Here is a 22,051-nt window from a genome sequence, read left to right as displayed (position 1 = left end):
ACACAGTTGTCGATGAAACCACTCACCGACGAGGCGACGTCTCCGACATGTGACTGCGCATCTCGCTGTAGGTCGAGGTCAGCCGTTCGACGTCGCGAGGCGAGAGCACGTCGAAGACGTTCGTGCGCACCTCGGCGACATGTCCGGGACTGGCATCGGCCAACTTCGCGGCGCCGGCGTCGGTGAGCACCGCGAGCGCGCCGCGACGGTCGTCCGGACACGGCACGCGCTCGACCCAGCCGGACTCGACCAATCGGTTGATCGCCCTGGTGACGCCGCTGCGGGTCGCGGTGACGGCGGTCGCCAGCATCGACATGCGCATCCGCCGTTCCGGCGCCTCGGACAGCGTGACCAGCAGTTCGTAGTCGGTGAGCGAGATCCCGGCGTCGCGGGCGAGCTGCTGGTCGAGACGCGTGACCAGCATCCGCATGGAGTCGAGGTAGGCACGCCACATCCGCTGCTCGTCCGCGGTGAGCCATTGCGTCTCGGTCATGGCTCCCACAATACGACATTTGGTTGACAACGCAATCATCTTCTGTACCGTCGAAGACGACAGACCGCGCGAACTCACCGACGAAAGGCGTCACCGACATGACCAAGCTCGCGATCCTCTACTACTCCGCCACCGGCCACGGGACCACGATGGCCAACACCATCGCCGCCGCAGCGGAGAAGGCCGGCGCCGAGGTGCGTGTGCGCCACATCGCCGAGACCACCGACCCGTCGGTGTTCGCCGAGAACCCGGCCTGGACCGCGAACTACGAGGCCACCAAGGATCAGCCGGCCGCCACCGGCGACGACATCGTGTGGGCCGACGGCGTGATCTTCGGCTCGCCGACCCGCTTCGGCAACACCGCGGCCCCGTTCCAGGCCTTCATGGACGGCCTCGGCGGTCTGTGGGCCCAGGGCAAGCTCGCCGACAAGGCCTACGCCGGGTTCACCTCCAGCCAGACCCTGCACGGCGGCCAGGAGACCACGCTGCAGGCGCTGTACACCTCGTTCATGCACTGGGGCGGCATCATCGTGGCGCCCGGCTACACCGACGGCCTGAAGTTCGCCGACGGCAACCCCTACGGCGTCGGCCACGTCACCGGCCCGAACAACACCGACGAGATCAACGACGCCACCACCGCCGCGCTCGAGCACCTCGGCACCCGTGTGGTCACCATCGCGGGCAAACTGGCCTCATGAGCACCGCGGTCACCCCGAACATCGATCTCCGTCGGTCCGACGACCGGTACAAGACCCGGATCGGGTGGCTCGACTCGAAGCACAGCTTCTCGTTCAGCAGTCACTACGATCCGGACAACACCCACCACGGGGTGTTGCTGGTCAACAACGACGACATCGTCACGCCCGGACAGGGTTTCGACACCCATCCGCACCGTGACATGGAGATCGTGACGTGGGTGCTCCAGGGGTCACTGGTCCACCAGGACTCGATGGGGCACTCCGGGGTGATCTATCCCGGTCTCGCACAACGCATGAGCGCCGGCACGGGCATCATGCACTCGGAGAAGAACGACTCGTGGCGACTCGGCGACGTCGCGGGCGCATACCGCTCCGAACACGCCGAACCCGTGCACTTCGTACAGATGTGGGTCGTCCCCGACGAGGCCGGCATCACCCCGACCTACGAGCAACTCGAGATCGATCACGAGCTGCTCTCCGGTGGGTTGGTCCCGGTCGCCTCGGGGATGCCGCAATACGCCGACCATTCGGCCATCCGCATCAAGAACAAGTACGCGGCCATGCATGTCGCACGACTGCAGCCCGACGCGAGCCCGGTCACGCTGCCCGACGCGCCGTTCCTGCACGTGTTCGTCGCGCGGGGCACCGCCTCGCTGGAAGGGGTCGGTCCGCTGACCGAGGGAGACGCCGTGCGGATCGCCGGTGGCGGTGGTCAGACGCTCTCGACCGACGTCGGCGCCGAGGTCATCGTGTGGGAGATGCACGCCACCATCGGCTGAACCGGCTACAGCGGCAGACGGTTGCGCATCGGCTCGAGCACGAGATCGGCACGCCGGAACGACTCGAGCCCGAACGCCGCGGTCAAGATCTCGACCGGCATCTCCAGGAACGGCCCGAAGTCGCCGATCTGGGTGGCGTGGGCGACCATCGCGGCGCGCTTGATCTCGATGAGGTCGCTCACGTCGACCTCGACGGTGATCTCGGCGGCCGGGACGCCGAACGTCTCGATGTCGACCGGGGACTCCTCCTCCGACCACCGCGGATTGATCTTCATCATCTCGCGCATACGGTCGCGGTTCGCCACGTTCTCGAAACTGTGTGGTGTACCGGCGATCTCGGCGGCGCGCCGACCTACGTGGTGGACCGCGATGTGATCGGGGTGCCCGTACCCGCCGTTGCTGTCGTAGAAGGTGACCACGTCGGCCTTCTCCTCCACGAGGATGTCGGCGAGGCGCTGTGCCGCGGTCTCGACGTCGACGTTCGTGAACGCGTCGGGGTTGGCGTTGTCATCGGTACCGGCCATCCCCGAGTCGGGGTAGTCGAACATCACGAGTCGGTGCACGCCCAGGATCTCGGCCGAGCGCTGCAATTCGACACGACGTCGCTCGAGCAACGACTCGCCCTCGGCCAACAGGTCCGGCGGGAACTCGCCCCGCGCCCCGTCGGTGGCCGTCACCAGCACCACACGGTGACCGTCGTCGGAGGCTCGGCGCATCGTGCCGCCGGTGCTGAACACCTCGTCGTCGGGATGGGCGTGGAAACACACGAGAACGCTCACAGCTTGTCGGCCACCTGCACTGTCGGGCCCGCGAGGGCGTTGGTCGAGAGCTTAGTGGCCCGCACGTGGAGGCACAGCACCACCAGACCCCCCACGGCCGAGATGACCGCCGTCACCACCGATGCGGTGTTCCAGCCGTGGACGAGATCGGCGGTGACCGATCCGGGTCCCGGGTGGGTGGCGATCACCGACACGATCGTCACGCCGATCGCCGACCCCACGTAGCGGGCGGTGTTGTTGGCCCCACTGCCCATCCCGCCGCGTCCGGCCGGGACACTCGCCACGGCCTCCTTACCCAGGTTGGCGTTCACCACGCCTGTCGCGATCCCCGCGAACAGCAACCCCGGGAGGAATCGCGGCCATCCCGAGCCCTCACCGATTCCGGTCAGACCGGCGAGACCGATGGCGACGCCGAGCAACCCGACGCCGAGCTGGACCCGTCCCGATATCCGGGCGGGGATGCGGCGGGCCAACAGCGCGGTGACGACGGATGTGCCCGACCACGCGAACAGCAGCAGCGCGGAGCCGAGAGCCGAGACCCCGAGCGCCGCACCGAGGAACCCCGACATGTAGGACATGAGCGCGATCGCACCGGCACCGATCGCCACGGCAGCCAGGGTCGCGGCCCCGAAGGCCGGGGATCGCAGCAGCGACAGGTCGAGCATCGATGTCGCGCTGCGGTGTTCGACGATCACGAACAGCGTGAGCAGCACCGCCGACGCGACGAACAGCACGATCACCACCGGCTGTCCCCACCCCTGCCGTCCCTCGACGAGGCCGGCCAGCAGCGTCGCGATCCCGCCGGCGAACAGCAGGGCGCCCGGCAGGTCGAGACCTCGCGGTGTGTCCGAACGCGATTCGGGCACCACCCGTTCGGCAACCCCGGCCAGGATCAGCGCGGCTGCGGCGAGGACCCAGTAGGCGTCGTGCCAACTGTGCGCCTTCTCCAGCAGCGCCGAGAGCAGCGGCCCGATCGCGATACCCGCGCCCACGCTCGCTCCCCAGACACCGCTCGCCGCAGCCCGCGCCGGACCGGGCGCGAAGGTGTGGGCGATGATGCCCAGGCTCGACGCGATCACCGCGGCTCCACCGACCCCGACGACCACGCGGGTCAGCACGAACACGAGGACATCCGGGACCAGCACGCCCACAACGGATCCGACGGCCATGAGGACGAGACCGAGGGTGAGGGTACGGCGACGACCGAAGTCGTCGGCGATGGTCCCCGCCGACAGCAGGGCCGCGGCCAGGCCGATGCTCATCGAGCTCAGGATCCAGGTCTTGCCGCTCACGTCGGCGCCCAGCGATGCGGCGGTCACGTTCAGCGTCGACAGCGGTGCGGTGAACGCGACCAACACCAGCAGGGTGCCCAGTGCCGACACGACGAGGGACCGACGCGAGGACCCCGCGTCGGTGGGGATGGGTGCGGTCATGGGAGGTCCTCGGTCGGCGAGCGCGGCAAACTATATGCAAGTAAACCTAGCAGTGGCCGCGGCGCCAACGGCCCCGCCTCAGCGCGCGGACGGTTCGAGGTCGATGCGCACCGACACCGCGCCGGAGTCGCTCCGCGAGGTGACCGCATGGCCGGCGCGTTCGACGCCGGCGATGTCCACGGTGACGTGATCGCCATTTCCGGTGAAGTTGCGCCACCAGTTCTTCTTCTCCGGCATCATCACCCGCACCGTCAGCGTCTCACCCGATCGCGAGTAGCTCACCGGGAGGCTGATCGTCTTCCCCGATTTGCGTCCCGTGTAGGTGATGATGGCCGTCGACTTGCCGATCACCTTGTCCAGCACAGGAACTCGCATCAGGCGGGTGAAGAAGGAGTTCCACACCGCCGCCGACTTCTGGAATGCGTTCACGATCAACTCATCTCCTCGCGGATTCGGGCTCTCGCTGAGCACGAGCCTACAAAGCGGGACGGCGATCGCGCCATGGCAACGCCTGCTCGAGCTGTCCGGCCAGCGAGAACAGCAGTCCCTCGCCGCCGGGTGGGGCGACGAACTGGATGCCGATGGGCAGACCGTTCGCCGCCTGGTGCAGCGGGATGCTCGCCGCCGGTCGACCAGTGAGGTTGGCGAGCTGCGTGTAGGGCACCCACGACAGGTTGCGGAGGATCGCCGCGGTGACCGTCCCGGTCGCGTCGAGGAACCGACCGAGTCGAGCCGTGAGCACCGTGCGCGCCGCGAGTCGCTCGAGCGACGACGTCGCGTAGTCACCGAGACGGGGCGCGGTCCGCGCGACGGTGGGTGTCATCAGCAGGTCGTACCGCTGGTGGAACGCACCCAACGCGCGGACGTGGGTGTGCCATCGTCCGTGTGCCGCCTCGAGTTCGACACCGCTGGTGGTACGGCCGATCGCGGCCATCACGAGGGTGTCGAGCTCGAAGTCGGAGGTGCCGGCACCGTCGGCGCGCAGGTCGTCGACCGCGGACGCGACGTGCACGAACCACGGCAACAGGAAATCGTCGGCGAGTTGCTGCTCGTCGATGGCGGGGCGTGCCTCCTCCACGACGTGGCCGAGGTCGGTGAGCAGATCGCAGGTCGCCGACAGCGCATCGAGCACCGCCGGATCGGGTGTGTTGTTGAGTACGGAGAGTCGCTGTACGCCGATGCGCAGCGGCTTCGGTGCCCGTGACACCGCGTCGAGGTAGGTGGCGTCCGGTTCGGCGAAGACATACGGCGGGGCCGCGGGGTCGGTCCCGCGCATCACGTCGAGCATCGCGGCGCTGTCGCGGACCGTCCGGGTGACCACGCCGTCCACCGCCGAGCCGTACAGGGACTCGCTGCGGCCGGGACCCGAGGGCACGACCCCGCGTCCCGGCTTGAGTCCGAACAGCCCGCAGCAGGCGGCCGGGATGCGGATCGAGCCGCCGCCGTCACTGGCACCCGCGGCCGGGACGATCCCCGCGGCCACCGCGGCCGCCGAACCACCCGACGAGCCGCCCGGAGTGTGGGCCAGGTCCCACGGGTTGTGGGCGGCGCCGAACGCCTCGGGCTCGGTGGTCCCCTTGGCGCCGAACTCCGGGGTGTTGGTGCGGCCGAAGATGACCAACCCGGCGTCGAGCCAGCGTGTGACCACGGTGTCGTCCTCGGCGGCGACGGCGTTCGCGCACGAACGAGATCCGTTGTTGCTCACCACACCACGCTGCGACTGGTACAGGTCCTTGACCAGGAACGGCACCCCGGCCAGCGGTCCGGCCAGGGGACCCGACGCGCGATCACGCGCGGCATCGTCCTGGCGGACGGTGATGGAATTCAGCGAGGGCTCCACGGCGTCGGCCCGCGCGATGGCCGCCTCGAGCAGCTCTGCCGCAGTCACCTCACCACGGGCCACGAGGTCGGCCAGTCCCACCGCGTCGTGTTCGACGTACTCGTCGTGCCGCATCGCTCCCCCGCTGATCGAATGTCGATACACCGACGACGATAGCGATTCGGGAGGCACCGACCGTCGATGTCGGAGGGTCACCCGTGCGGGTGACGGCGTCGCTGTGACGCCGAACAGATGGAGCCGCCTGCGAGAATCGAACTGAGGAATCTGGGGCCTACCGCGCCCGTCAGGCATGATCAACGCATGCAGGAAGGCCGACCTCCCGTCTCCATGACCTACGAGGTCTGCGACATCGCCGACTGGGTGGTCGTTAGTCAAGAGGCTCGCGGGCTCGACCCGAAAGACTGGGTGGCAGAGCAAAAAAACACGCACCTTGAGAGCCAGTCGGAGTGGTGGGTCTTCAAACCGATCAAAAATGCGAGCTATAGGCGTTGTGATGACTGGTCTGAGAAAGTTGCCTCCGAACTCGCGACTCTAATCGGGCTACCGGCAGCCCGCGTCGAACTCGCCGAACGACATTCGGAGATTGGGATAATCTCAAAAAACGTTACGCCAGACGGCTTTTCCCTCGAATCGGGCGATACACTTCTTTCAGAGTTTGATGGCTACGTCACATGCGCCGGTGACCACCGACCAAAGAACCGGGTAGGCCATAACCTCGACAACATTCAAAGCCTGCTCGCCGGAATTGATCACCCCGAATCCGACATCGGAGGCCTGAACGGGTTCGACCTCTTTACTGGGTACCTCATCTTCGACGCGTGGATAGCTAACACGGACCGCCACGCTATTAATTGGGGCGTTCTCATCTCAAATGACGATGGCCTGCGACGCGTCGCTCCGTCGTTCGATCACGGCAGCGCGCTTGCGTCGGGCGCCCAGGACGCTCACCTCGCGACCGTGGATGTTGCGGCATACGCGGCGCGCGGCTACGCCCACCGCTTTGAGGGTGGTGAGACTCTGTCGTTGTGCGACCTGGCCCATCAGGCCCTGACTCGATCAAGCGAGCACACTCGGGTGTGGATAGACCGCATTTGTGCAGTAGAAACGGTCGACCTCGAGGCAATCGTGCGCGCCATTCCGGGCATGTCAGACGTTCGCCGTAGGTTTCTTCTTAACCTGTTAACAATCAATCAGAGGAGGCTGGCGGTATGACGACCACTCGGGACGACGCAGGTCCCGACCACGCCACCCCGGAGTCAGGGACGCTGAACCGGTTGCTGGTGACTGTTCGCGACCCCCATACACGTCGTTACCTTCCCGTCGGATTTCTCGTCCGCTCACCCGAACGCGGCTATGAGTTTTCCTACCTTGCGTCGGCTCTTCGGCGTCAGCAGTTCCGCCCGCTACCCGGACTGACCAAAGCCACTGAGGGACCGGTCTACTCGACTGAGCTTTTCCCCGTATTCGCCGAGAGAGTCGTGTCGTCTCGACGGCCAGACCGTATGACCTCGATGGAAGCGCTAGCTCTGCCGCTGGATGCGGCCCCGTTCGAAGTGCTTGCTCGATCACATGGCCAACGCATCGGTGACACCATCGAGCTGCTCCCCGCTCCAGCGGCTGATCCAGGCTCTCGAGTCTCGTTTCTGTTCCTCACGCACGGCGTTCGGCATCTGGAGCGGCACGAGCAGGATCAGATTGCCTCGCTCCTGCCGGGAGACGCGCTCCAGCTTCGACACGATGCCGCCAACCCTGTTAATCCGCGAGCCCTCCTTGTGACAGATGGAGGATCTACACGCTTAGGTTGGGTGCCGGACCCACTGATCGAGGTCATCGAGTCACTGTCGAATGAGTGCCTCACCGTTGCGCGCGCCAATGGTCCGGAGGTCGGTTTCCACTTTCGACTGCTGGTGACCATTGAGGGTCGGGCGCCCGTGGACCGCGCATTGTTTTCGAACCCACAATGGGAAACTGTTTAGCTTCCCTGTGTAGCCACCTCGCCAGCCGTCCGCCCGCCTCATGCGCTGGCGGAAGCCGTACGACGCAAGTGCAAGTGGTCCACCGGCCAGAGACGCGTGCCACGCCGATTCCGGCAGGGAAGGACTCGTCGCAATCCCAGGTGACGACAACCCTTTTGTTCGGTGATGACGCATGGAGCCGCCTGCGAGAATCGAACTCGCGACCTTTTCATTACGAGTGAAGCGCTCTACCGACTGAGCTAAGGCGGCGTGCCGCCCGAAGGCAACGTCGACCAGTGTATCGACCGCCGCGCACCCCGACCAAACCGCGTGGGCACGTCCCAATCTGCGTACATCTCGCGCCACCGACCTGCGGTTTCTCTCGCGAGAACTACACGGGAACGGGTTCAGCGACGCAGGGCGGTGGCGACGTCGGCGACCATGGCGTCGACGGCGAACTTCGGTTTCACGTTCACATCGAGGGCCTCGCGGCACGCCAGCACCGCCTCGACACACCGGAGCAACTTCTCGGGCGAGGCGAAACCGGCCATCCGCAAGGTCTGCTCGGAGTGGTCGGGATGCATCGCGGCGACCGGAGCCGCGTAGGAGGCGACGACGGCGTCGCGGAACAGCGCGGCCAGGTCGACGAGCGCTCGGTCGAGCACGTCACGCTGCAGACGGGTGCGACGCGACTTCTGTTGCCGCTCCATGTCTTTGAGGAAGCCCGCGGTGCCGCGCATCGCGCCGCCGGCCCCCTTGCCGGTGCCGCCCGCACCCAGCGCGGTGCGCATCTCCTCGGTCTCGGCCTCGTCGAGGACGGCGCTGATGGCCTTCGCCGAGTTCTCGGCGGTCTTCACCAGCGCCTCGGCCGCGCCGTAGGCGGTCGACTCGTTGGTCGCCGCCCGCGCGAGACCCAGCGCCTGGTTGCGTTCGGAGCGGGCCGATTCGTCGGTGGCCAGGCGCCGTGCCCGACCCACGTGGCCGCCGCTCACCGATGCAGCCCACCGCGCGCGCTCGGCGTCGATGCCGTCGCCGATGAGCACCTCGGCGATCGAGTCGACGCCGGGCATGGTCAGCGGGACGTGGCGGCACCGCGAGCGCAGCGTCACCGAGATGTCCTCGGGATCGACCGACGGCGCACACAGCAGGATCACTGTGCGCGACGGCGGCTCCTCGACGACCTTGAGCAGTGCGTTCGCGGCCTGCTCGGTGAGTCGGTCGGCGTCCTCGATGAGGACGATCTGCCAACGCCCCACCCCGGGACGACGCGACGCGATCTGCACCGTCTCGCGGATCAGCTTCACCGAGATCGTGAGGCCCTCCGGGACGATGCGGCGCACGTCACCGTGGGTGCCGGCCATCACGGTCGCGCAGGCGTGGCAGCGGCCGCACCCGACCTCGCTCCCGGGCGCGCCGGTGGCGATCTCACACTGCAGGGCGGCGGCGAAGCATTGCGCGGCCACCGACCGGCCACTGCCGGGCGGGCCCGTGAACAGCCAGGCGTGGGTCATGGAGTTGCGGGGTGCGGCCACCGCGTCGCCGAACATCGACTCGGCACCGCCATCGGTGTCGTCGAGAGCGGCCGAGGCGCCCACCGCCGACCGAGCGGCGGCCGACAACTCGTCCACCACGGCCTGCTGGCCCACCAGGCGATCGAACACCGACGTCACGAGGGCGATCGTAATCGCGCGCTCCGACACCGCCTGTCGGCACTGTCACCAACGGCAGATACGGGCCCTGTGCGCCCGCTACCGTGAACACGTGGTCCAGAGACAGTCGCGTCTGCAGCGGGGTGTGCACCTGTTGCGGTGGCTGGCGCACACACCGTGGCCGATCCTGGCCCTCGACCTCGTCCGCGCGAACATCATCGGCGCCCTGTTCACCTTCGCCTTCCTGCGGTTCGGCATGCCGTACCAGTACACGGTGCGGATCCAGGAGATCAGCACCTCGAACCAGGCGGTGTTCGTCGCGTACCTGGTGGCCGCCACCTTCGTCGGGGGGTACCTCAGCATCCTGCTGACGCTGCCGGTGCTCATCTGGCACCGCAGGCGCACCCGTCTCGACAACGAGATGGCCCGCAATCGCGCGCTGCGACTGCCGGTGCTGCTCACCGCGGTGAACCTCGGGCTGTGGACCGTCGGTGGCATCCTGTTCGCGCTGCTGAACCTGCCCGCCTCGGGTGCGACGGCGCTGGTGGTGTGGATCGCGTCGGCGATCGGCGGGTTCGTCTCCTGCGTACTGGGCTACATGCAGTCGGAGAAGGTGTTGCGTCCCATCACCGTCTCGGCGATGGCCAACGACCCGACGAGCGCCGTCGCGCCCAGCGTGACCGTCCGCATCACCCTGTTCTGGAGTGTCAGCGTGGTGGTGCCCCTGTTGGCGATCGTCGGTCTCATCGTGGGCCAGCAGTTCGGGCTGGTGCGCACCGACGCCGAGGGACTGCAACGACCGCTGCTGTGGCTGGCCGCCGCGTCGGTCATCTTCGGGTTGATCGGTCTGGTGCGGCTCGTGGGCGCCATCGCCGATCCCATCAAGCAACTCCGCAACGCTCAACGCCTGGTCAGCGAGGGCAACTACGACACCTCGGTCCGCATCTACGACGGCAGCGACCTGGGTCTACTGCAGGCCGGGTTCAACGAGATGGTCGGCGACCTCCGCGAACGACAGCAACTGCGGAACCTGTTCGGTCGCTACGTCGGCGAGGACGTCGCACGACGGGCCATCGAATCGGGAACCGAACTCGGCGGCGAGGAACGCTACGTCGGGGTGTTGTTCGTCGACATCGTCGGATCGACCCGGCTCGCGGTGACCCGCCCACCCCGTGAGGTCGTGGATCTGCTCAACGACTTCTTCCAGGTGGTCGTCGAGACCGTCGGTCGCCATGGCGGGTTCATCAACAAGTTCCAGGGTGATGCCGCCCTGGCGATCTTCGGTGCGCCGCTGGACCTCCAGGATTTCGCGGGTCAGGCACTCGCCGCGGCCCGCGAACTGCGCATCGAGCTCGAGCGGACCCTCGGCGAGACCGACGTCGGCATCGGCGTCTCGGCGGGCAAGGCGATCGCCGGCCACATCGGATCCGAACGACGACTCGAGTACACCGTGATCGGCGACCCGGTCAACGAGGCCGCACGGCTCACCGAGATGGCCAAGGACGAACCGACACGGGTCCTGGGGTCGGCGCGTGCGGTGTACCTGGCGTCGGACGCCGAGGCCGAGTGCTGGGACATCGGCGAAGGTGTGGAGCTGCGGGGTCGCGGCATCGAGACCAAGCTCGCGCGGCCGAAGTTCGCGCTGGTGATCGACGACGACGATGTCGACAACGACACCGACGGTGTCGTCGACGCCGCGGTCGGGGCATCCCACACGACTCCCTCGAGCGCGTCCACCACGGCCGACGCGCGGCCGGAAACCACCACGGACGTCGACGAGGACGACGACGAGGAATCCCGCAGCAGCGTCTGAACGACGCGGCGGTCAGTCGCCGAACACTCGTCCGCGACCCTGCCGTTTCGCCTCGTAGAGACGTGCGTCGGCCCGCGTGAAACACTCGGCCACCGACTCGCGGGCGTGCACCGTGGCGTATCCGGCGCAGAACGTCTGGCCGTCGGGGACCCTGCGGGCCAGACCGCGCAGCACACCGTCGATGTGGACGGCCGCCGAACCGGGCAGCGCGAGCGCGAACTCCTCACCGCCCCACCGCGCGAGCACCGCCGCCTCACACGCCGACGCCACCATGGCCCGCGCGAACTCGGCCAGCAACCGATCGCCGGCGTCGTGGCCCCGGGAGTCGTTGTAGGCCTTGAACCGGTCGAGGTCGATGATCGCGAGAACGAGATCGCCGCCGATGTGGGCCGCGCTGTGTTCGAACTCCGCCAGGCGCGCCATCCACCCGCGACGGTTGAGCAGCCCGGTCAGCTGGTCGGTACTCGCCGCGGTCAGCAGATCGTCCTCGGTGCGCCGACGATCGGTCGTGTCGTGGATGACCGCCATGGTCCATCTCCGGCCGCCGGGACCGTCGACGGGACTGGCCGAGACCCACCCCCACCGCACGGTGCCGTCGGGGTGGATGTAGCGCTTCTCCAACCGCAGGATCTCGCCGCGCTCGGCGGCGTCGGCCATCAGTCGGTCCATCGCCCGGTGCTGCCCGAGATCGTCGTCGTGGGTGAACTCGCGGGACGAGCGACCCGCGATCTCGGCCCACGATCGACCCACCATCGCGCAGTAGGCGGAATTGGCGACGACCAACAGACCGTCCTCGTCAGCGAGCGCCATGGGCACGGTACTGGCCTCGAACATCGCGCGGTACCACCGGGAGTCGAGGTCGACAGGGTCACTCGTCGGAGTCGGACCCGGTTCCATCGGTTGCCACCGTCTTCGTCGCTGCGGTCTTCTTCGCGGGCGCTTTCTTGGCGGCCGTCTTCTTGGCCGGCGCCTTCTTCGCGACCGCCTTCTTGGCCGGGGCCTTCTTCGCCGCCGTCTTCTTGACCGTCGCCTTCTTCGCCGGGGCCTTCTTCGCCTTCTTCTTCACCGGCCCCCGCGCGCGGCGGTCGGCGAGCAGTTCCATAGCGCGTTCGTCGGTGATGGAGGCGACGTCGTCGTCCTTGCGGAGGCTGGCGTTGGTCTCACCGTCGGTGACGTACGGACCGAAGCGACCGTCCTTGATCACCATCGGCTGTTCGCTGACCGAGTCCTTGCCCAGTTCACGCAGCGGCGGGGCCGCCGCGGCACGACCACGTCGCTTGGGCTCGGAGTAGATCTCGAGAGCCTCCTCGAGCGTGATGCCGAAGATCTGGTCCTCGGCGCTCAGCGAGCGAGAATCGGTGCCCTTCTTGAGGTATGGGCCATACCGACCGTTCTGGGCGGTGATCTCCTCGCCGCTCTCGGGATCGGCGCCCACCACGCGCGGCAGCGACAGCAACTTGAGCGCGTCGTCGAGGGTGACCGTCGCGATCTCCATCGACTTGAACAGCGATCCGGTGCGCGGCTTCGGGCCGGCCTTCTTCGCGGCGACCTTCTTGGTCGCCTTCTTGGCCGCGGTCTTCGTGGTCGCGCCGGCCTCGGTGGCCACCGCGGTACCGCCACCGGATCCGCCGGACGCAGCCGCACCGTCGCCGTCGAGCGGGGTGGGGCCGGGCGGAACCGTCAGCGCCGGAACCGAACTGCCACCGTCGCCGCTGTCGCCATCGGACCCCTCATCGGGATCGGGCAGGACCTCGGTGACGTAGGGGCCGAAACGGCCTTCCTTGGCGACGATCTCGTGCCCGGTGACCGGGTCGACACCGAGCGTGCGCCCCTCCTGCGGGGTGCTGAACAACTTCTCGGCGACCTCGATGGTCAGCTCGTCCGGGGTCATGTCGTCGGGCAGGTTCGCCCGCTGCAGATCCGGTTCGGCGTCGGGGCCGGCGACGTTGCGCTCGAGGTACGGCCCGAACCGACCGACGCGCACGACGACCGGACGGCCCTGCTCGTCGTCGAAGAGCTTGATGGAGTTGATCTCCCGGGCGTCGATCTCCTCGAGGTTCACGCCGACGAGCTTCTTGAGCCCGCCGTGGGCGGCGACATCGGAGCTCGCCGCGGAGTCGGCGGAGTCCTCGGACGCGTCGGCGCCGAAGTAGAACCGCGACAACCAGTGCGTGCGGTTCTCCCGACCCGAGGCGATCTGGTCGAGGTCGTCCTCGAGCGAGGCGGTGAAGTCGTAGTCGACGAGGCTGCCGAAGTACGCCTCGAGCAGTCCCACGACGGCGAACGCCACCCACGACGGGACGAGGGCGCTGCCCTTCTTGTGGACGTAGCCGCGATCCTGGATGGTGCCGATGATCGACGCGTACGTCGAGGGGCGGCCGATGCCGAGTTCCTCGAGCGTCTTCACCAGCGACGCCTCGGTGTACCGCGCAGGCGGGTTCGTCGAGTGGCCGGCCGCCTCGAGTTCGGCGGCGGTGAGGTGCTGGCCCTCGGTCAGCAGCGGCAGCCGCACCTCCTCGTTGTCGGCCTGTCCGCCGGCCTGCTCGTCGACGGTCTCGACGTAGGCCGACAGGAAGCCGGGGAAGGTGATGGTGCGACCCGACGCGGCGAACGTCGCGCGCTCGCCGGATGTGGCGGTACCGCTGATCCGCAGGCTCATGGTGGTGCCGCGCGCGTCGGCCATCTGCGAGGCGACGGTGCGCTGCCAGATCAGCTCATAGAGCCGGAACTCGTCGGACTGCAGGGCCGAGGCGACCTGGCCGGGGGTGCGGAACGTCTCGCCGGCCGGACGGATGGCCTCGTGGGCCTCCTGGGCGTTCTTGACCTTGCGGGTGTACTGCCGCGGGGTCGGGTGCACGTAGTCGGCGCCGTAGAGCTCACGGGCCTGCCCACGGGCGGCGTTGATGGCCGACTCCGACAGTGTCGTGGAGTCGGTACGCATGTAGGTGATGTAGCCGTTCTCGTACAGACGCTGCGCGATGCGCATGGTCCGGTCGGAGGTGAACCGCAGCTTGCGGCCGGCTTCCTGCTGCAGCGTCGAGGTCATGAACGGCGCGTACGGGCGGCGTGTGTACGGCTTCTCCTCGACCGAGGTGACCGAGAGGTCGGCACCCTGCAGTCCGGTGGCCAGCGCGTTGGCGCGGGCCTCGTCGAGCACCACCACGCCCTCGGACTTCTTCATCCGGCCGGCCGCGTCGAAATCGCGGCCGGAGGCGACGCGATCGTCGTCGACGGAGACGAGCTTGGCCTTGAACGTGCGCGGGGAGACGTCGGCGCCGGCGTCGAGCGTGGCGTCGATGTCCCAGTACGAGGCGGAGATGAACGCCATCCGCTCGCGTTCGCGCTCGACGATGATGCGGGTGGCCACCGACTGCACGCGGCCCGCCGACAGCTTCGGCATGACCTTCTTCCACAGCACCGGCGACACCTCGTACCCGTAGAGGCGGTCGAGGATGCGGCGGGTCTCCTGGGCGTCGACGAGGTCGACGTCGAGATCACGCGGGGTGTCGGCGGCGGCCTGGATGGCCGACTGGGTGATCTCGTGGAACACCATGCGCTTCACCGGGACGCTGGGACGCAGCGTCTCGAGCAGGTGCCACGCGATGGCCTCGCCCTCGCGGTCACCGTCGGTGGCGAGGTAGAGCTCGTCGACACCCTTGAGCAGTTGCTTGAGTTCGGTGACCGTGGACTTCTTGTCCGGCGACACCACGTAGAGCGGTTCGAAGTCCTGCTCGACGTTAACCCCCAGACGGGCCCAGGGCTGTCCCTTGTATTTGGCGGGCACGTCGGCCGCGCCGCGCGGGAGGTCCCGGATGTGTCCACGGGACGACTCGACGACGTAGTTCGATCCCAGGTATCCGGCGATCTTGCGGGCTTTGGTGGGCGACTCGACGATCACGAGGCGGCGCACATTGCCACCGGAGCGGGTGGACGCGGTGTCGCTATCAGCCACTGTCTGTGCCTGCACCTTTCTACCGGCCTGTTGGGTAAGGCCTTCTATATGTGTTCTGACGGCATCGGAGACGGTCCGCGCAGCCGACACATCTGGCTTGTTCTACCCCATATAACAGCCTATTGACACAACGCCGCTGAGAGCACAAAGGTTTCCGCGGCGCCGGACACCCCGCGCCAGGGCGCTGCGAGGTGGGAGAACAGGCAGGTCAGCGGGGTGATCGATCTGACAAATGAATGTGTCACACCGTGGGCCAGAATCCGACGGCATCGAGGTGCCCGGGCGGTGCGCCGATGTTCTCCAGCAGACGCGACAACCGCCGCCGTCCGGCGATCCGCAGGGCCGGCGAATGACCGCGGGTGCCGACGAGGGTGGGTGCGATCCCCGCGCGCATCAGTGCGGTCGCCAGGGGCGAGTGCGTCTCGGGTGCGTGCGGGTCGAGGCCGAGCAGGTAGCGATCCTCCTCACGACGCCCCGCGGCGATCGCCCACAGCCGCAGCGCGCGCGGACTGGGCACCCAATCGGCCGGCATCGTCTTCACCGCGCCCTTCACCCATGAGCGGGTGAGGGCGTCGAGCGACTTGGAGGTCTCGGTGCGCGCCATCGGCGAGCCCTCGTCGGAGACCGCCGGGTGCGCACGCACGCCGCACAGTTCGATCTCCTCGACGAGTGCATCGGCGCGCCATTGCGCGTCGACGACGATGGAGACCCGGCTGCCGGCCGGTGAGAACGACGACTGCCCATGCGCGGCAAACAATCCCGACAGATCCTCCAGTGAGGGCTCGTCGGTTTCGGCCGAGAAGAAGGACAGTTGGCCCACGGTCGGGAACTCTACTCGAACGGATGGTCGACAGGTACACGCATCACCAGGCGCGCCCACGACAGTGGCCACGCTCTGACCCTCAGACGCACAACGCCCCCGACGCGCCGCGATGTGCGGACGCCGGGGGCGATGAACGAGAGTGTGCGAGCTCAGACCGCGCGGACGCCGGTGGCCTGCGGACCCTTGGTTCCCTGACCGACCTCGAACTCGACGCGCTGGTTCTCCTCGAGGGTGCGGAAACCGGATCCCTGGATCTCGGAGTAGTGGACAAACACGTCGTCCGGTCCATCATCAGGCGCGATGAAGCCGAAGCCCTTTTCCGCGTTGAACCACTTCACAGTTCCCTGTGCCATTTCTTGCATTCCTTTACTGACTCACCGGATACGTCACGATGTGTCACCGCGACGGGCCCGTTCCGACCGCCATACCGACTGGCGACGTTTGCGGACGTGCCGCGCACTAACCTTGGGTATTACGCCCGCAACACGTTCTCGGGGGGCAGACCATCCGTGCCGATGTCGACCCTCGTGGAAGCCCCCGAAAGCTGCGACCGACGACAGTCAATCATGAACATGTCGCGCCCGACAGTCAGGAAACGAAACTGAACGGAACATCGTCAGATTTCAGGTCGGCGACATCTGTCGGTAACGCCGCGACGGCCCTACGGGCACTCCGATGACCAGCTCACACAACGGCGAATCGTTCGGTGAGCAACTTCTGCACCGCTCCCTGGCCGGTGTCGACCCCGATTTGTCACCTGTCACATACAAGACCGTGATGCGTTCGCAGACAGCACAGTTCGCCGACTGGCCCGATTGGGTCACCGAACCCGTCCGCGCGGCCTACACCGACATCGGCGTCCGTCGGCCGTGGAGCCATCAGGCCGTCGCCGCGCAGCACGCCCACGACGGCACCCACGTCGTCGTGTCGACCGGCACGGCCTCGGGCAAGTCGATGGCGTACCAACTGCCGATCCTGTCCGACATGACCTCGGGCGTCGCACCGCATGCCACGGCCCTGTACATCGCTCCCACAAAGGCATTGGGCGCCGATCAGATCCGCGCGCTCACCGCGTTGACCGCCGGGCGTCGCGAGTTCGCACACATCGCACCGTGCGCATACGACGGCGACACCGAGCCCGACGTGCGCCAGTGGGCGCGGGAACACTCGCGGTGGATCTTCACCAACCCCGACATGCTGCACATCGGTTTCCTCGGGTCACCGGGCCGGTGGCGGCACTTCTTCCGCAACCTGCGGTACCTCGTGATCGACGAATGTCACCACTACCGCGGCGTTTTCGGGTCACACACCGCGCTCGTGATCCAGCGGACCCTACGACTCGCCCGCGCCGCGGGCGCGAACCCGACGGTGATCGCGGCCAGTGCGACCGCAGGCGAACCCGGTCACGCACTGCGCCGACTCATCGGCGAGGACTGTGCGGAGGTGACCGACGACGGGTCGCCGCACGGCGAGCGCACGGTCGCGCTGTGGGAGCCCACGTTCACCCCCGGCGCCACCGGCGAGCACGGCGCCCCCGTGCGCCGCGCCGCCGGCGCCGAGGCCGCGCGGATCATGGCCGATCTCGTGATCGAGGGGGCGCGCACGCTGTGCTTCGTCCGCAGCCGCCGCGGTGCCGAGATCACCGCGCTCTCGACACGACAGATCCTCGCCGCCGCCGACCCCGAACTCGCCGATCGGGTGGCCGCCTACCGCGCCGGGTATCTCGCCGACGACCGCCGCGAACTCGAGGCCGCCCTGTCCGACGGGACGCTGCTCGGCGTCGCGACCACCAACGCCCTCGAACTCGGGGTCGACATCGCCGGACTCGACGCGGTGATCGTGGCCGGCTACCCCGGCACGGTCGCGTCGTTCTGGCAGCAGGCCGGACGCGCCGGGCGACGCGGCGAGGGATCGCTGGTGGTGATGGTGGCGCGCGACGACCCGCTCGACACCTACCTCGTGCACCACCCCGAGGCGCTCCTCGAGCGTCCGGTGGAGGTGAGCGTCACCGACCCCACCAACCCGTACGTCCTCGGCCCGCACCTGCTGTGTGCGGCCACCGAACTGCCGCTGAGCGAGGCCGACGTGGCGGCCTTCGACGCCGCCGACGTCGTCGCCGACCTCACCGCCCGCGGCCTGCTGCGCAGGCGACCGGCGGGCTGGTACCCCGCGGCCGGGCTGTTCCCGCACGGCGAGATCGACATCCGCGGCGGCATCGGCGGACAGGTGATGATCGTCGACGCCACCACCTCGCAGCTGCTCGGCACCGTCGACACCGGCCGCGCGATGTCGACAGTGCACCCCGGCGCGGTGCACCTGCACCAGGGGCGGTCGTTCGTGGTCGACGAACTCGACCTCGACGACGGTCTCGCGCTGACCCACCCCGAGGACCCCGAGTGGTCCACCTCGGCGCGGCAGACCACCGCGATGGACATCACCGGCACCACCCGGTCGTGGCGGTCGGGACCGCTCACGGTGGCACTCGTCGACGTCGACGTGACCCATCAGGTCGTCGGGTACATGCGCACGCTGCACACCGGTGAGGTGCTCGACGTCATCGAACTCGACATGCCGCCGCAGACCCTGAGCACCCGATCGGTGATGTACACCCTCGAGCCCGAGGCGCTCGAGGCCGTCGGCGTCCCCGTCGACCGCTTCCCCGGCGCCCTGCACGCCGCCGAGCACGCCGCGATCGGACTGTTGCCGCTGATCGCCACGTGTGACCGGTGGGACATCGGTGGCCTGTCGACCAACATCCACCCCGACACCGGCCTGCCGACGGTCTTCGTCTACGACGGCTACCCCGGAGGCGCGGGCTTCGCCGAACGCGGGTTCACCGCCTTCGCCACCTGGATCCGCGCCACCCGCGACGCGGTCACCGACTGCCGCTGTGAAAGCGGATGCCCGTCGTGTGTGCAATCACCCAAGTGCGGCAACGGAAACGAGCCGCTCGACAAACCCGGTGCGATCGCGGTGCTCGACCTGATCCTGCGTGAGGTCCGCGGGTAGACGTTCACCGAATCGTCGACAGCGGACACCCGGCCGACGCCATGTTCGATACAACCAACGCTTGTCGCGCCACAACGACTCCTCTGTTTCCGGTGTCCGGCCGTGAGCGCATCCTTTGTTCACGGAGCATTCTCCGAACGATGGAGTCGAGAACATGAGCGCACAATCGGTCCGCCCCGGCCTTGTCGAATGGCTCGGCTATGTCGTCGGCCGCACACTGCCGGTCGATTACGACGATCGGGCGAGAAGCGATCTCACCGGGCGACAAGCTTCGAGTACGAGTACCGAAGCGGGGGCGTCGATCTGCCTGGTTCACGACTGCAGCCGAGCACGTGAACGACGAGATCGCCGAGCTGGTCACAGCACAGGCGTGGACACGCCTCGCCGGTCTGGACGACGCGTTGCGGTCGCTGGACGGCACGACGGAAAAATCCCGGCTCGGGGCGAACGCGATCGTCGGAGTGTCGAGGGCCGCGGCCCGCGCATTCGCCCACGACAGGAGCGAGCCGCTCTACCGCTATCTCTCGTCATCGACGAGAACCGCACTGCGACCAGCAGTTCCGCATTTCAATCTTCTCGATGGCGGCGCGCACGCGGCCAACGCACTCGATCTTCAGGAGTTCATGATCGCTCCCATCGGCGCACCGTGTCACGCCGAGGCGTTGCGGTGGGGAGCCGAGGTGTATGCGTCACTGCGGTCCGAACTGCGCCGGGTTGGTTTGACGAGCGGACTGCGAACGGGTTCTTCGACGGATCCTCGTATTCGCTGGACGGGAAGGAGATGAGTCCGTCGACACTGGTTGAGTTCTATCGCGGTCTCATCGACGAGTTCCCGGTGTGGTTCTTGGAAGACGGGTGCGCCGAAGGTGACGACGAGGGGTGGCAGCTGCTGATCCGAGAGCTGGGTGACGTGGTCCAGTTGGTGGGCGACGACATCTTCGTGGCCGACCCAGAGACGATCCGAGCCGCTGGTCTCGCCGCACTGCGGGTTGATCGGTGACCGAAGGCCGCTTGGTGATCGTGCGCCACGGTGAGAGCGTCACCAACGCGGCGAGGGTGTTCACCGGGTGGCTCGATGTCGAGCTGACGTTGCGGGGTCGTTCTGAGGCCGGCCGTGTCGGGCGGACCTTGGCCGAGACCGACTGCATCCCAGACATCATCCACACATCGACCCTCTCGCGATCGCAAGAGTCTGCGCGCCTGATCTGCGAGGCGCTGCCTCGATCACTCGATGCGCGCATCACCGCGCATCGGTCGCTGGATGAGCGGCACTACGGGGCGTTCACCGGGCGCGACAAAAGCGAGGTTCTAGGTGCTGTCGGCCCCGAGTTCTTCGACGAAGCGCGAAATTCACTCATCGTGCCCCCACCACCGCTGTCCGGCAACGATCTGGCACGACTGAGGGATTCGAGGTGGCCATCGAGCCGCCTGTCGCTGACCGGGATCCTGACGGAGTCCCTCGGTGACGTTGTTCTCCGGGTATCCAGATTCTGGCAGGAGACGTTGTCGAGTGAACTGGGGGCGGGCGCAACGGTGCTCGTCGTGGCGCACGGAAATTCACTGCGGGCGCTCCTGGTGGTCATCGAGCATCTGTCGCAGTCGGAATTGGCGGCGCGCCGTCTGGGAACGGGTGAGCCGCTGCTCTATCGCTTCGGCCACAACTCCTCGCCCACCGTGCACGGCGGCGAAACCATGAAGCCCCCACCATCAGAGCAGGTCTAGGAACCGACCTTCCAATTCATCGCTTGCACCGACCACCGATTGCCATCCTCGGAGATGAGGTGGCATGACCCGGGGGCGATGGTCTCGTCGATCGTGCCTCCCATGATCGACTCCAGGATGGGTCGCAACACGGCGTCATGACTCACGAGGACCACCGGTCCGCTGGTCGCGGTCTGCGCTGCGTCGACGACGGCGGGCCAGACGCGCTCGAACACATCGGATTGCGGCTCGACTCCGGGGGCGGCGTCAACGCGTCCGAACAGTCTGATCACCTCACTGCGCAGCTCACCGGTCCATTCGCCGTAATCACGATCGTTGAGCCGAGCGTCGACGTGATGGGTGATGGCGGCGGCGTCGGCGATGATCGTGGCTGTGCGCACCGCTCGCTTCAACGGACTCGACCACACCACGTGAGGGTCCAGGTGAGCGATGTCGGCTGCCACCGCCTTGGCCTGATCGATACCGATGCTGTCGAGTTCGGGATCGGCGAGACCTCGAAGCCGGTCCTCGGCATTGAGCACGGTGCGACCGTGCCGGACGAGAATGATCCGGCTCATCGGTGGGCCTCGTCGGTGTCGCGCGGTACGACGAGTATCGGCAGGTCGTGTCGTCCGATCAATCCGTGTGCCACCGACGGTTCACCGAGAGATTCGAGGAAGGACCGTAGACCGCTGTGCGGTGATCCGACGACAACCATCAGGGAGTCGTAGTCGTGGGCGACGGAGAGGAGAAGACGCGCGGGGTCTCCGTGCGCGCAGTGATACGTCCAGCCGGCGTCGACGTCGCGGAGTGCCGCCACCGCGTCGTGGGCTTGAGAATCGAGGGTGCGTCGGATCTCGTCCTCCCAGTCCGCCGAATCCGGGTCGACCGGCAGGTCGTCGATGTCGACGATGTGGACGACGTGTAGGTGGGCGGCGAGGCGCCGCGCGAGATCGACCGCGAAGGTGAGCGCTGACCCGCTCGCCGATTCGTGATCCCACCCGACGACGAGTGAGGTGGTTGCGGCGCGAGCGTCCGTTGTGCTCGACATGGTGCGATGACGTTCGATGTCGAGTTCGGGATCGTTGTCCATGAGATGGTCCTGCCGTTGTGGTGGGATGTGGCGT

21 protein-coding genes and 1 tRNA gene are annotated in these 22,051 nt (G+C 67.5%); 8 read left to right on the top strand and 14 right to left on the bottom strand.

The window, feature by feature from the left end; translation table 11 throughout:
* Positions 1-22: 22 nt before the first annotated feature.
* Positions 23-493, bottom strand: a complete 471-nt coding sequence (locus ACQ7HM_RS12695) for a MarR family winged helix-turn-helix transcriptional regulator (protein WP_055785678.1) — start codon at positions 491-493, stop codon at positions 23-25.
* Between the two features lie 98 nt (positions 494-591).
* On the opposite strand from ACQ7HM_RS12695, the gene wrbA reads away from it, so the two are divergent.
* Positions 592-1,191, top strand: coding sequence for an NAD(P)H:quinone oxidoreductase (wrbA, locus tag ACQ7HM_RS12690; RefSeq protein ID WP_055785675.1), 600 nt, complete (start codon positions 592-594; stop codon positions 1,189-1,191).
* Positions 1,188-1,970, top strand: a complete 783-nt coding sequence (locus tag ACQ7HM_RS12685) for a pirin family protein (protein ID WP_055785672.1) — start codon at positions 1,188-1,190, stop codon at positions 1,968-1,970. The genes wrbA and ACQ7HM_RS12685 overlap by 4 nt, the downstream gene beginning before the upstream one ends.
* Before the next feature lie 5 nt (positions 1,971-1,975).
* Here the strand turns inward: ACQ7HM_RS12685 and ACQ7HM_RS12680 are convergent, their stop codons facing one another.
* From ACQ7HM_RS12680 to ACQ7HM_RS12665, 4 genes are all read right to left on the bottom strand, one after another.
* Positions 1,976-2,749 (bottom strand): PIG-L family deacetylase, encoded by a 774-nt coding sequence (locus tag ACQ7HM_RS12680; protein WP_055785669.1) that lies wholly within the window; start codon positions 2,747-2,749, stop codon positions 1,976-1,978.
* Complete coding sequence (locus tag ACQ7HM_RS12675) at positions 2,746-4,182, bottom strand: MFS transporter (protein ID WP_434216613.1); 1,437 nt, start codon at positions 4,180-4,182, stop codon at positions 2,746-2,748. Before ACQ7HM_RS12675 ends, ACQ7HM_RS12680 begins: the two co-directional genes overlap by 4 nt.
* A 78-nt stretch (positions 4,183-4,260) precedes the next feature.
* Positions 4,261-4,611, bottom strand: a complete 351-nt coding sequence (locus tag ACQ7HM_RS12670; protein ID WP_434216612.1) for a nitroreductase/quinone reductase family protein — start codon at positions 4,609-4,611, stop codon at positions 4,261-4,263.
* A gap of 46 nt (positions 4,612-4,657) precedes the next feature.
* Positions 4,658-6,136: an amidase gene (locus tag ACQ7HM_RS12665; protein WP_434216611.1), complete on the bottom strand. Its 1,479-nt coding sequence runs from the start codon at positions 6,134-6,136 to the stop codon at positions 4,658-4,660.
* A gap of 213 nt (positions 6,137-6,349) precedes the next feature.
* Here ACQ7HM_RS12665 and ACQ7HM_RS12660 point away from each other — a divergent pair, with 213 nt between their 5' ends.
* Positions 6,350-7,234: a HipA domain-containing protein gene (locus tag ACQ7HM_RS12660; RefSeq protein WP_434216610.1), complete on the top strand. Its 885-nt coding sequence runs from the start codon at positions 6,350-6,352 to the stop codon at positions 7,232-7,234.
* A 353-nt stretch (positions 7,235-7,587) separates the two neighbouring features.
* On the opposite strand, the gene ACQ7HM_RS12655 is transcribed toward ACQ7HM_RS12660, so the two are convergent.
* The 3 genes from ACQ7HM_RS12655 to ACQ7HM_RS12645 form a co-directional block, all read right to left on the bottom strand.
* Positions 7,588-7,758 carry a hypothetical protein gene (locus ACQ7HM_RS12655; RefSeq protein ID WP_434216609.1) on the bottom strand — a complete coding sequence of 57 codons (171 nt, stop codon included), beginning with the start codon at positions 7,756-7,758 and terminating at the stop codon, positions 7,588-7,590.
* Between the two features lie 413 nt (positions 7,759-8,171).
* Positions 8,172-8,247, bottom strand: a tRNA-Thr gene (locus ACQ7HM_RS12650).
* A 137-nt stretch (positions 8,248-8,384) separates the two neighbouring features.
* Positions 8,385-9,647: a DNA polymerase III subunit delta' gene (locus ACQ7HM_RS12645; protein WP_055785662.1), complete on the bottom strand. Its 1,263-nt coding sequence runs from the start codon at positions 9,645-9,647 to the stop codon at positions 8,385-8,387.
* Between the two features lie 91 nt (positions 9,648-9,738).
* Here ACQ7HM_RS12645 and ACQ7HM_RS12640 point away from each other — a divergent pair, with 91 nt between their 5' ends.
* Positions 9,739-11,439, top strand: a complete 1,701-nt coding sequence (locus ACQ7HM_RS12640) for an adenylate/guanylate cyclase domain-containing protein (RefSeq protein WP_434216608.1) — start codon at positions 9,739-9,741, stop codon at positions 11,437-11,439.
* A gap of 12 nt (positions 11,440-11,451) precedes the next feature.
* Here ACQ7HM_RS12640 and ACQ7HM_RS12635 read toward each other — a convergent pair whose 3' ends face one another.
* The 4 genes from ACQ7HM_RS12635 to ACQ7HM_RS12620 all read right to left on the bottom strand — a co-directional run bounded on the left by ACQ7HM_RS12635 (position 11,452) and on the right by ACQ7HM_RS12620 (position 16,567).
* Positions 11,452-12,336 carry a GGDEF domain-containing protein gene (locus ACQ7HM_RS12635; protein WP_434216607.1) on the bottom strand — a complete coding sequence of 295 codons (885 nt, stop codon included), beginning with the start codon at positions 12,334-12,336 and terminating at the stop codon, positions 11,452-11,454.
* Positions 12,308-15,391, bottom strand: coding sequence for a type I DNA topoisomerase (gene topA / locus ACQ7HM_RS12630; protein ID WP_434216606.1), 3,084 nt, complete (start codon positions 15,389-15,391; stop codon positions 12,308-12,310). The genes ACQ7HM_RS12635 and topA overlap by 29 nt, the downstream gene beginning before the upstream one ends.
* 241 nt (positions 15,392-15,632) lie before the next feature.
* Positions 15,633-16,211 (bottom strand): hypothetical protein, encoded by a 579-nt coding sequence (locus ACQ7HM_RS12625; protein ID WP_434216605.1) that lies wholly within the window; start codon positions 16,209-16,211, stop codon positions 15,633-15,635.
* Positions 16,212-16,363: 152 nt separating this feature from the next.
* Positions 16,364-16,567: a cold-shock protein gene (locus tag ACQ7HM_RS12620; protein ID WP_045821523.1), complete on the bottom strand. Its 204-nt coding sequence runs from the start codon at positions 16,565-16,567 to the stop codon at positions 16,364-16,366.
* Positions 16,568-16,889: 322 nt separating this feature from the next.
* On the opposite strand from ACQ7HM_RS12620, the gene ACQ7HM_RS12615 reads away from it, so the two are divergent.
* The 4 genes from ACQ7HM_RS12615 (at position 16,890) to ACQ7HM_RS12600 (ending at position 20,945) form a co-directional block, all read left to right on the top strand.
* Positions 16,890-19,223, top strand: a complete 2,334-nt coding sequence (locus ACQ7HM_RS12615) for a DEAD/DEAH box helicase (protein WP_434216604.1) — start codon at positions 16,890-16,892, stop codon at positions 19,221-19,223.
* Positions 19,224-19,423: 200 nt separating this feature from the next.
* Complete coding sequence (locus ACQ7HM_RS12610; protein ID WP_082501632.1) at positions 19,424-20,008, top strand: hypothetical protein; 585 nt, start codon at positions 19,424-19,426, stop codon at positions 20,006-20,008.
* On the top strand, positions 20,005-20,223 hold the full coding sequence (locus tag ACQ7HM_RS12605; protein ID WP_055785649.1) for a hypothetical protein: 219 nt from the start codon (positions 20,005-20,007) through the stop codon (positions 20,221-20,223). The genes ACQ7HM_RS12610 and ACQ7HM_RS12605 overlap by 4 nt, the downstream gene beginning before the upstream one ends.
* Entirely contained in the window at positions 20,220-20,945 is a 726-nt protein-coding gene (locus tag ACQ7HM_RS12600) for a 2,3-bisphosphoglycerate-dependent phosphoglycerate mutase (protein ID WP_055785646.1), read from the top strand. The genes ACQ7HM_RS12605 and ACQ7HM_RS12600 overlap by 4 nt, the downstream gene beginning before the upstream one ends.
* Here the strand turns inward: ACQ7HM_RS12600 and ACQ7HM_RS12595 are convergent.
* The gene (locus ACQ7HM_RS12595; RefSeq protein WP_055785642.1) at positions 20,942-21,502 is read right to left on the bottom strand and encodes a histidine phosphatase family protein; all 561 of its coding nucleotides are present in this window, start codon (positions 21,500-21,502) and stop codon (positions 20,942-20,944) included. The genes ACQ7HM_RS12600 and ACQ7HM_RS12595 overlap by 4 nt on opposite strands.
* The gene (locus ACQ7HM_RS12590) at positions 21,499-22,017 is read right to left on the bottom strand and encodes a universal stress protein (protein ID WP_055785640.1); all 519 of its coding nucleotides are present in this window, start codon (positions 22,015-22,017) and stop codon (positions 21,499-21,501) included. The genes ACQ7HM_RS12595 and ACQ7HM_RS12590 overlap by 4 nt, the downstream gene beginning before the upstream one ends.
* Between the last annotated feature and the right edge of the window lie 34 nt (positions 22,018-22,051).

The organism is Williamsia sp. MIQD14 (assembly GCF_051025635.1).
Classification (GTDB): domain Bacteria; phylum Actinomycetota; class Actinomycetes; order Mycobacteriales; family Mycobacteriaceae; genus Williamsia_A.
The sequence above is the reverse complement of the archived record's forward strand: the minus strand, read 5'-3'. Positions and strand labels throughout refer to the sequence as shown.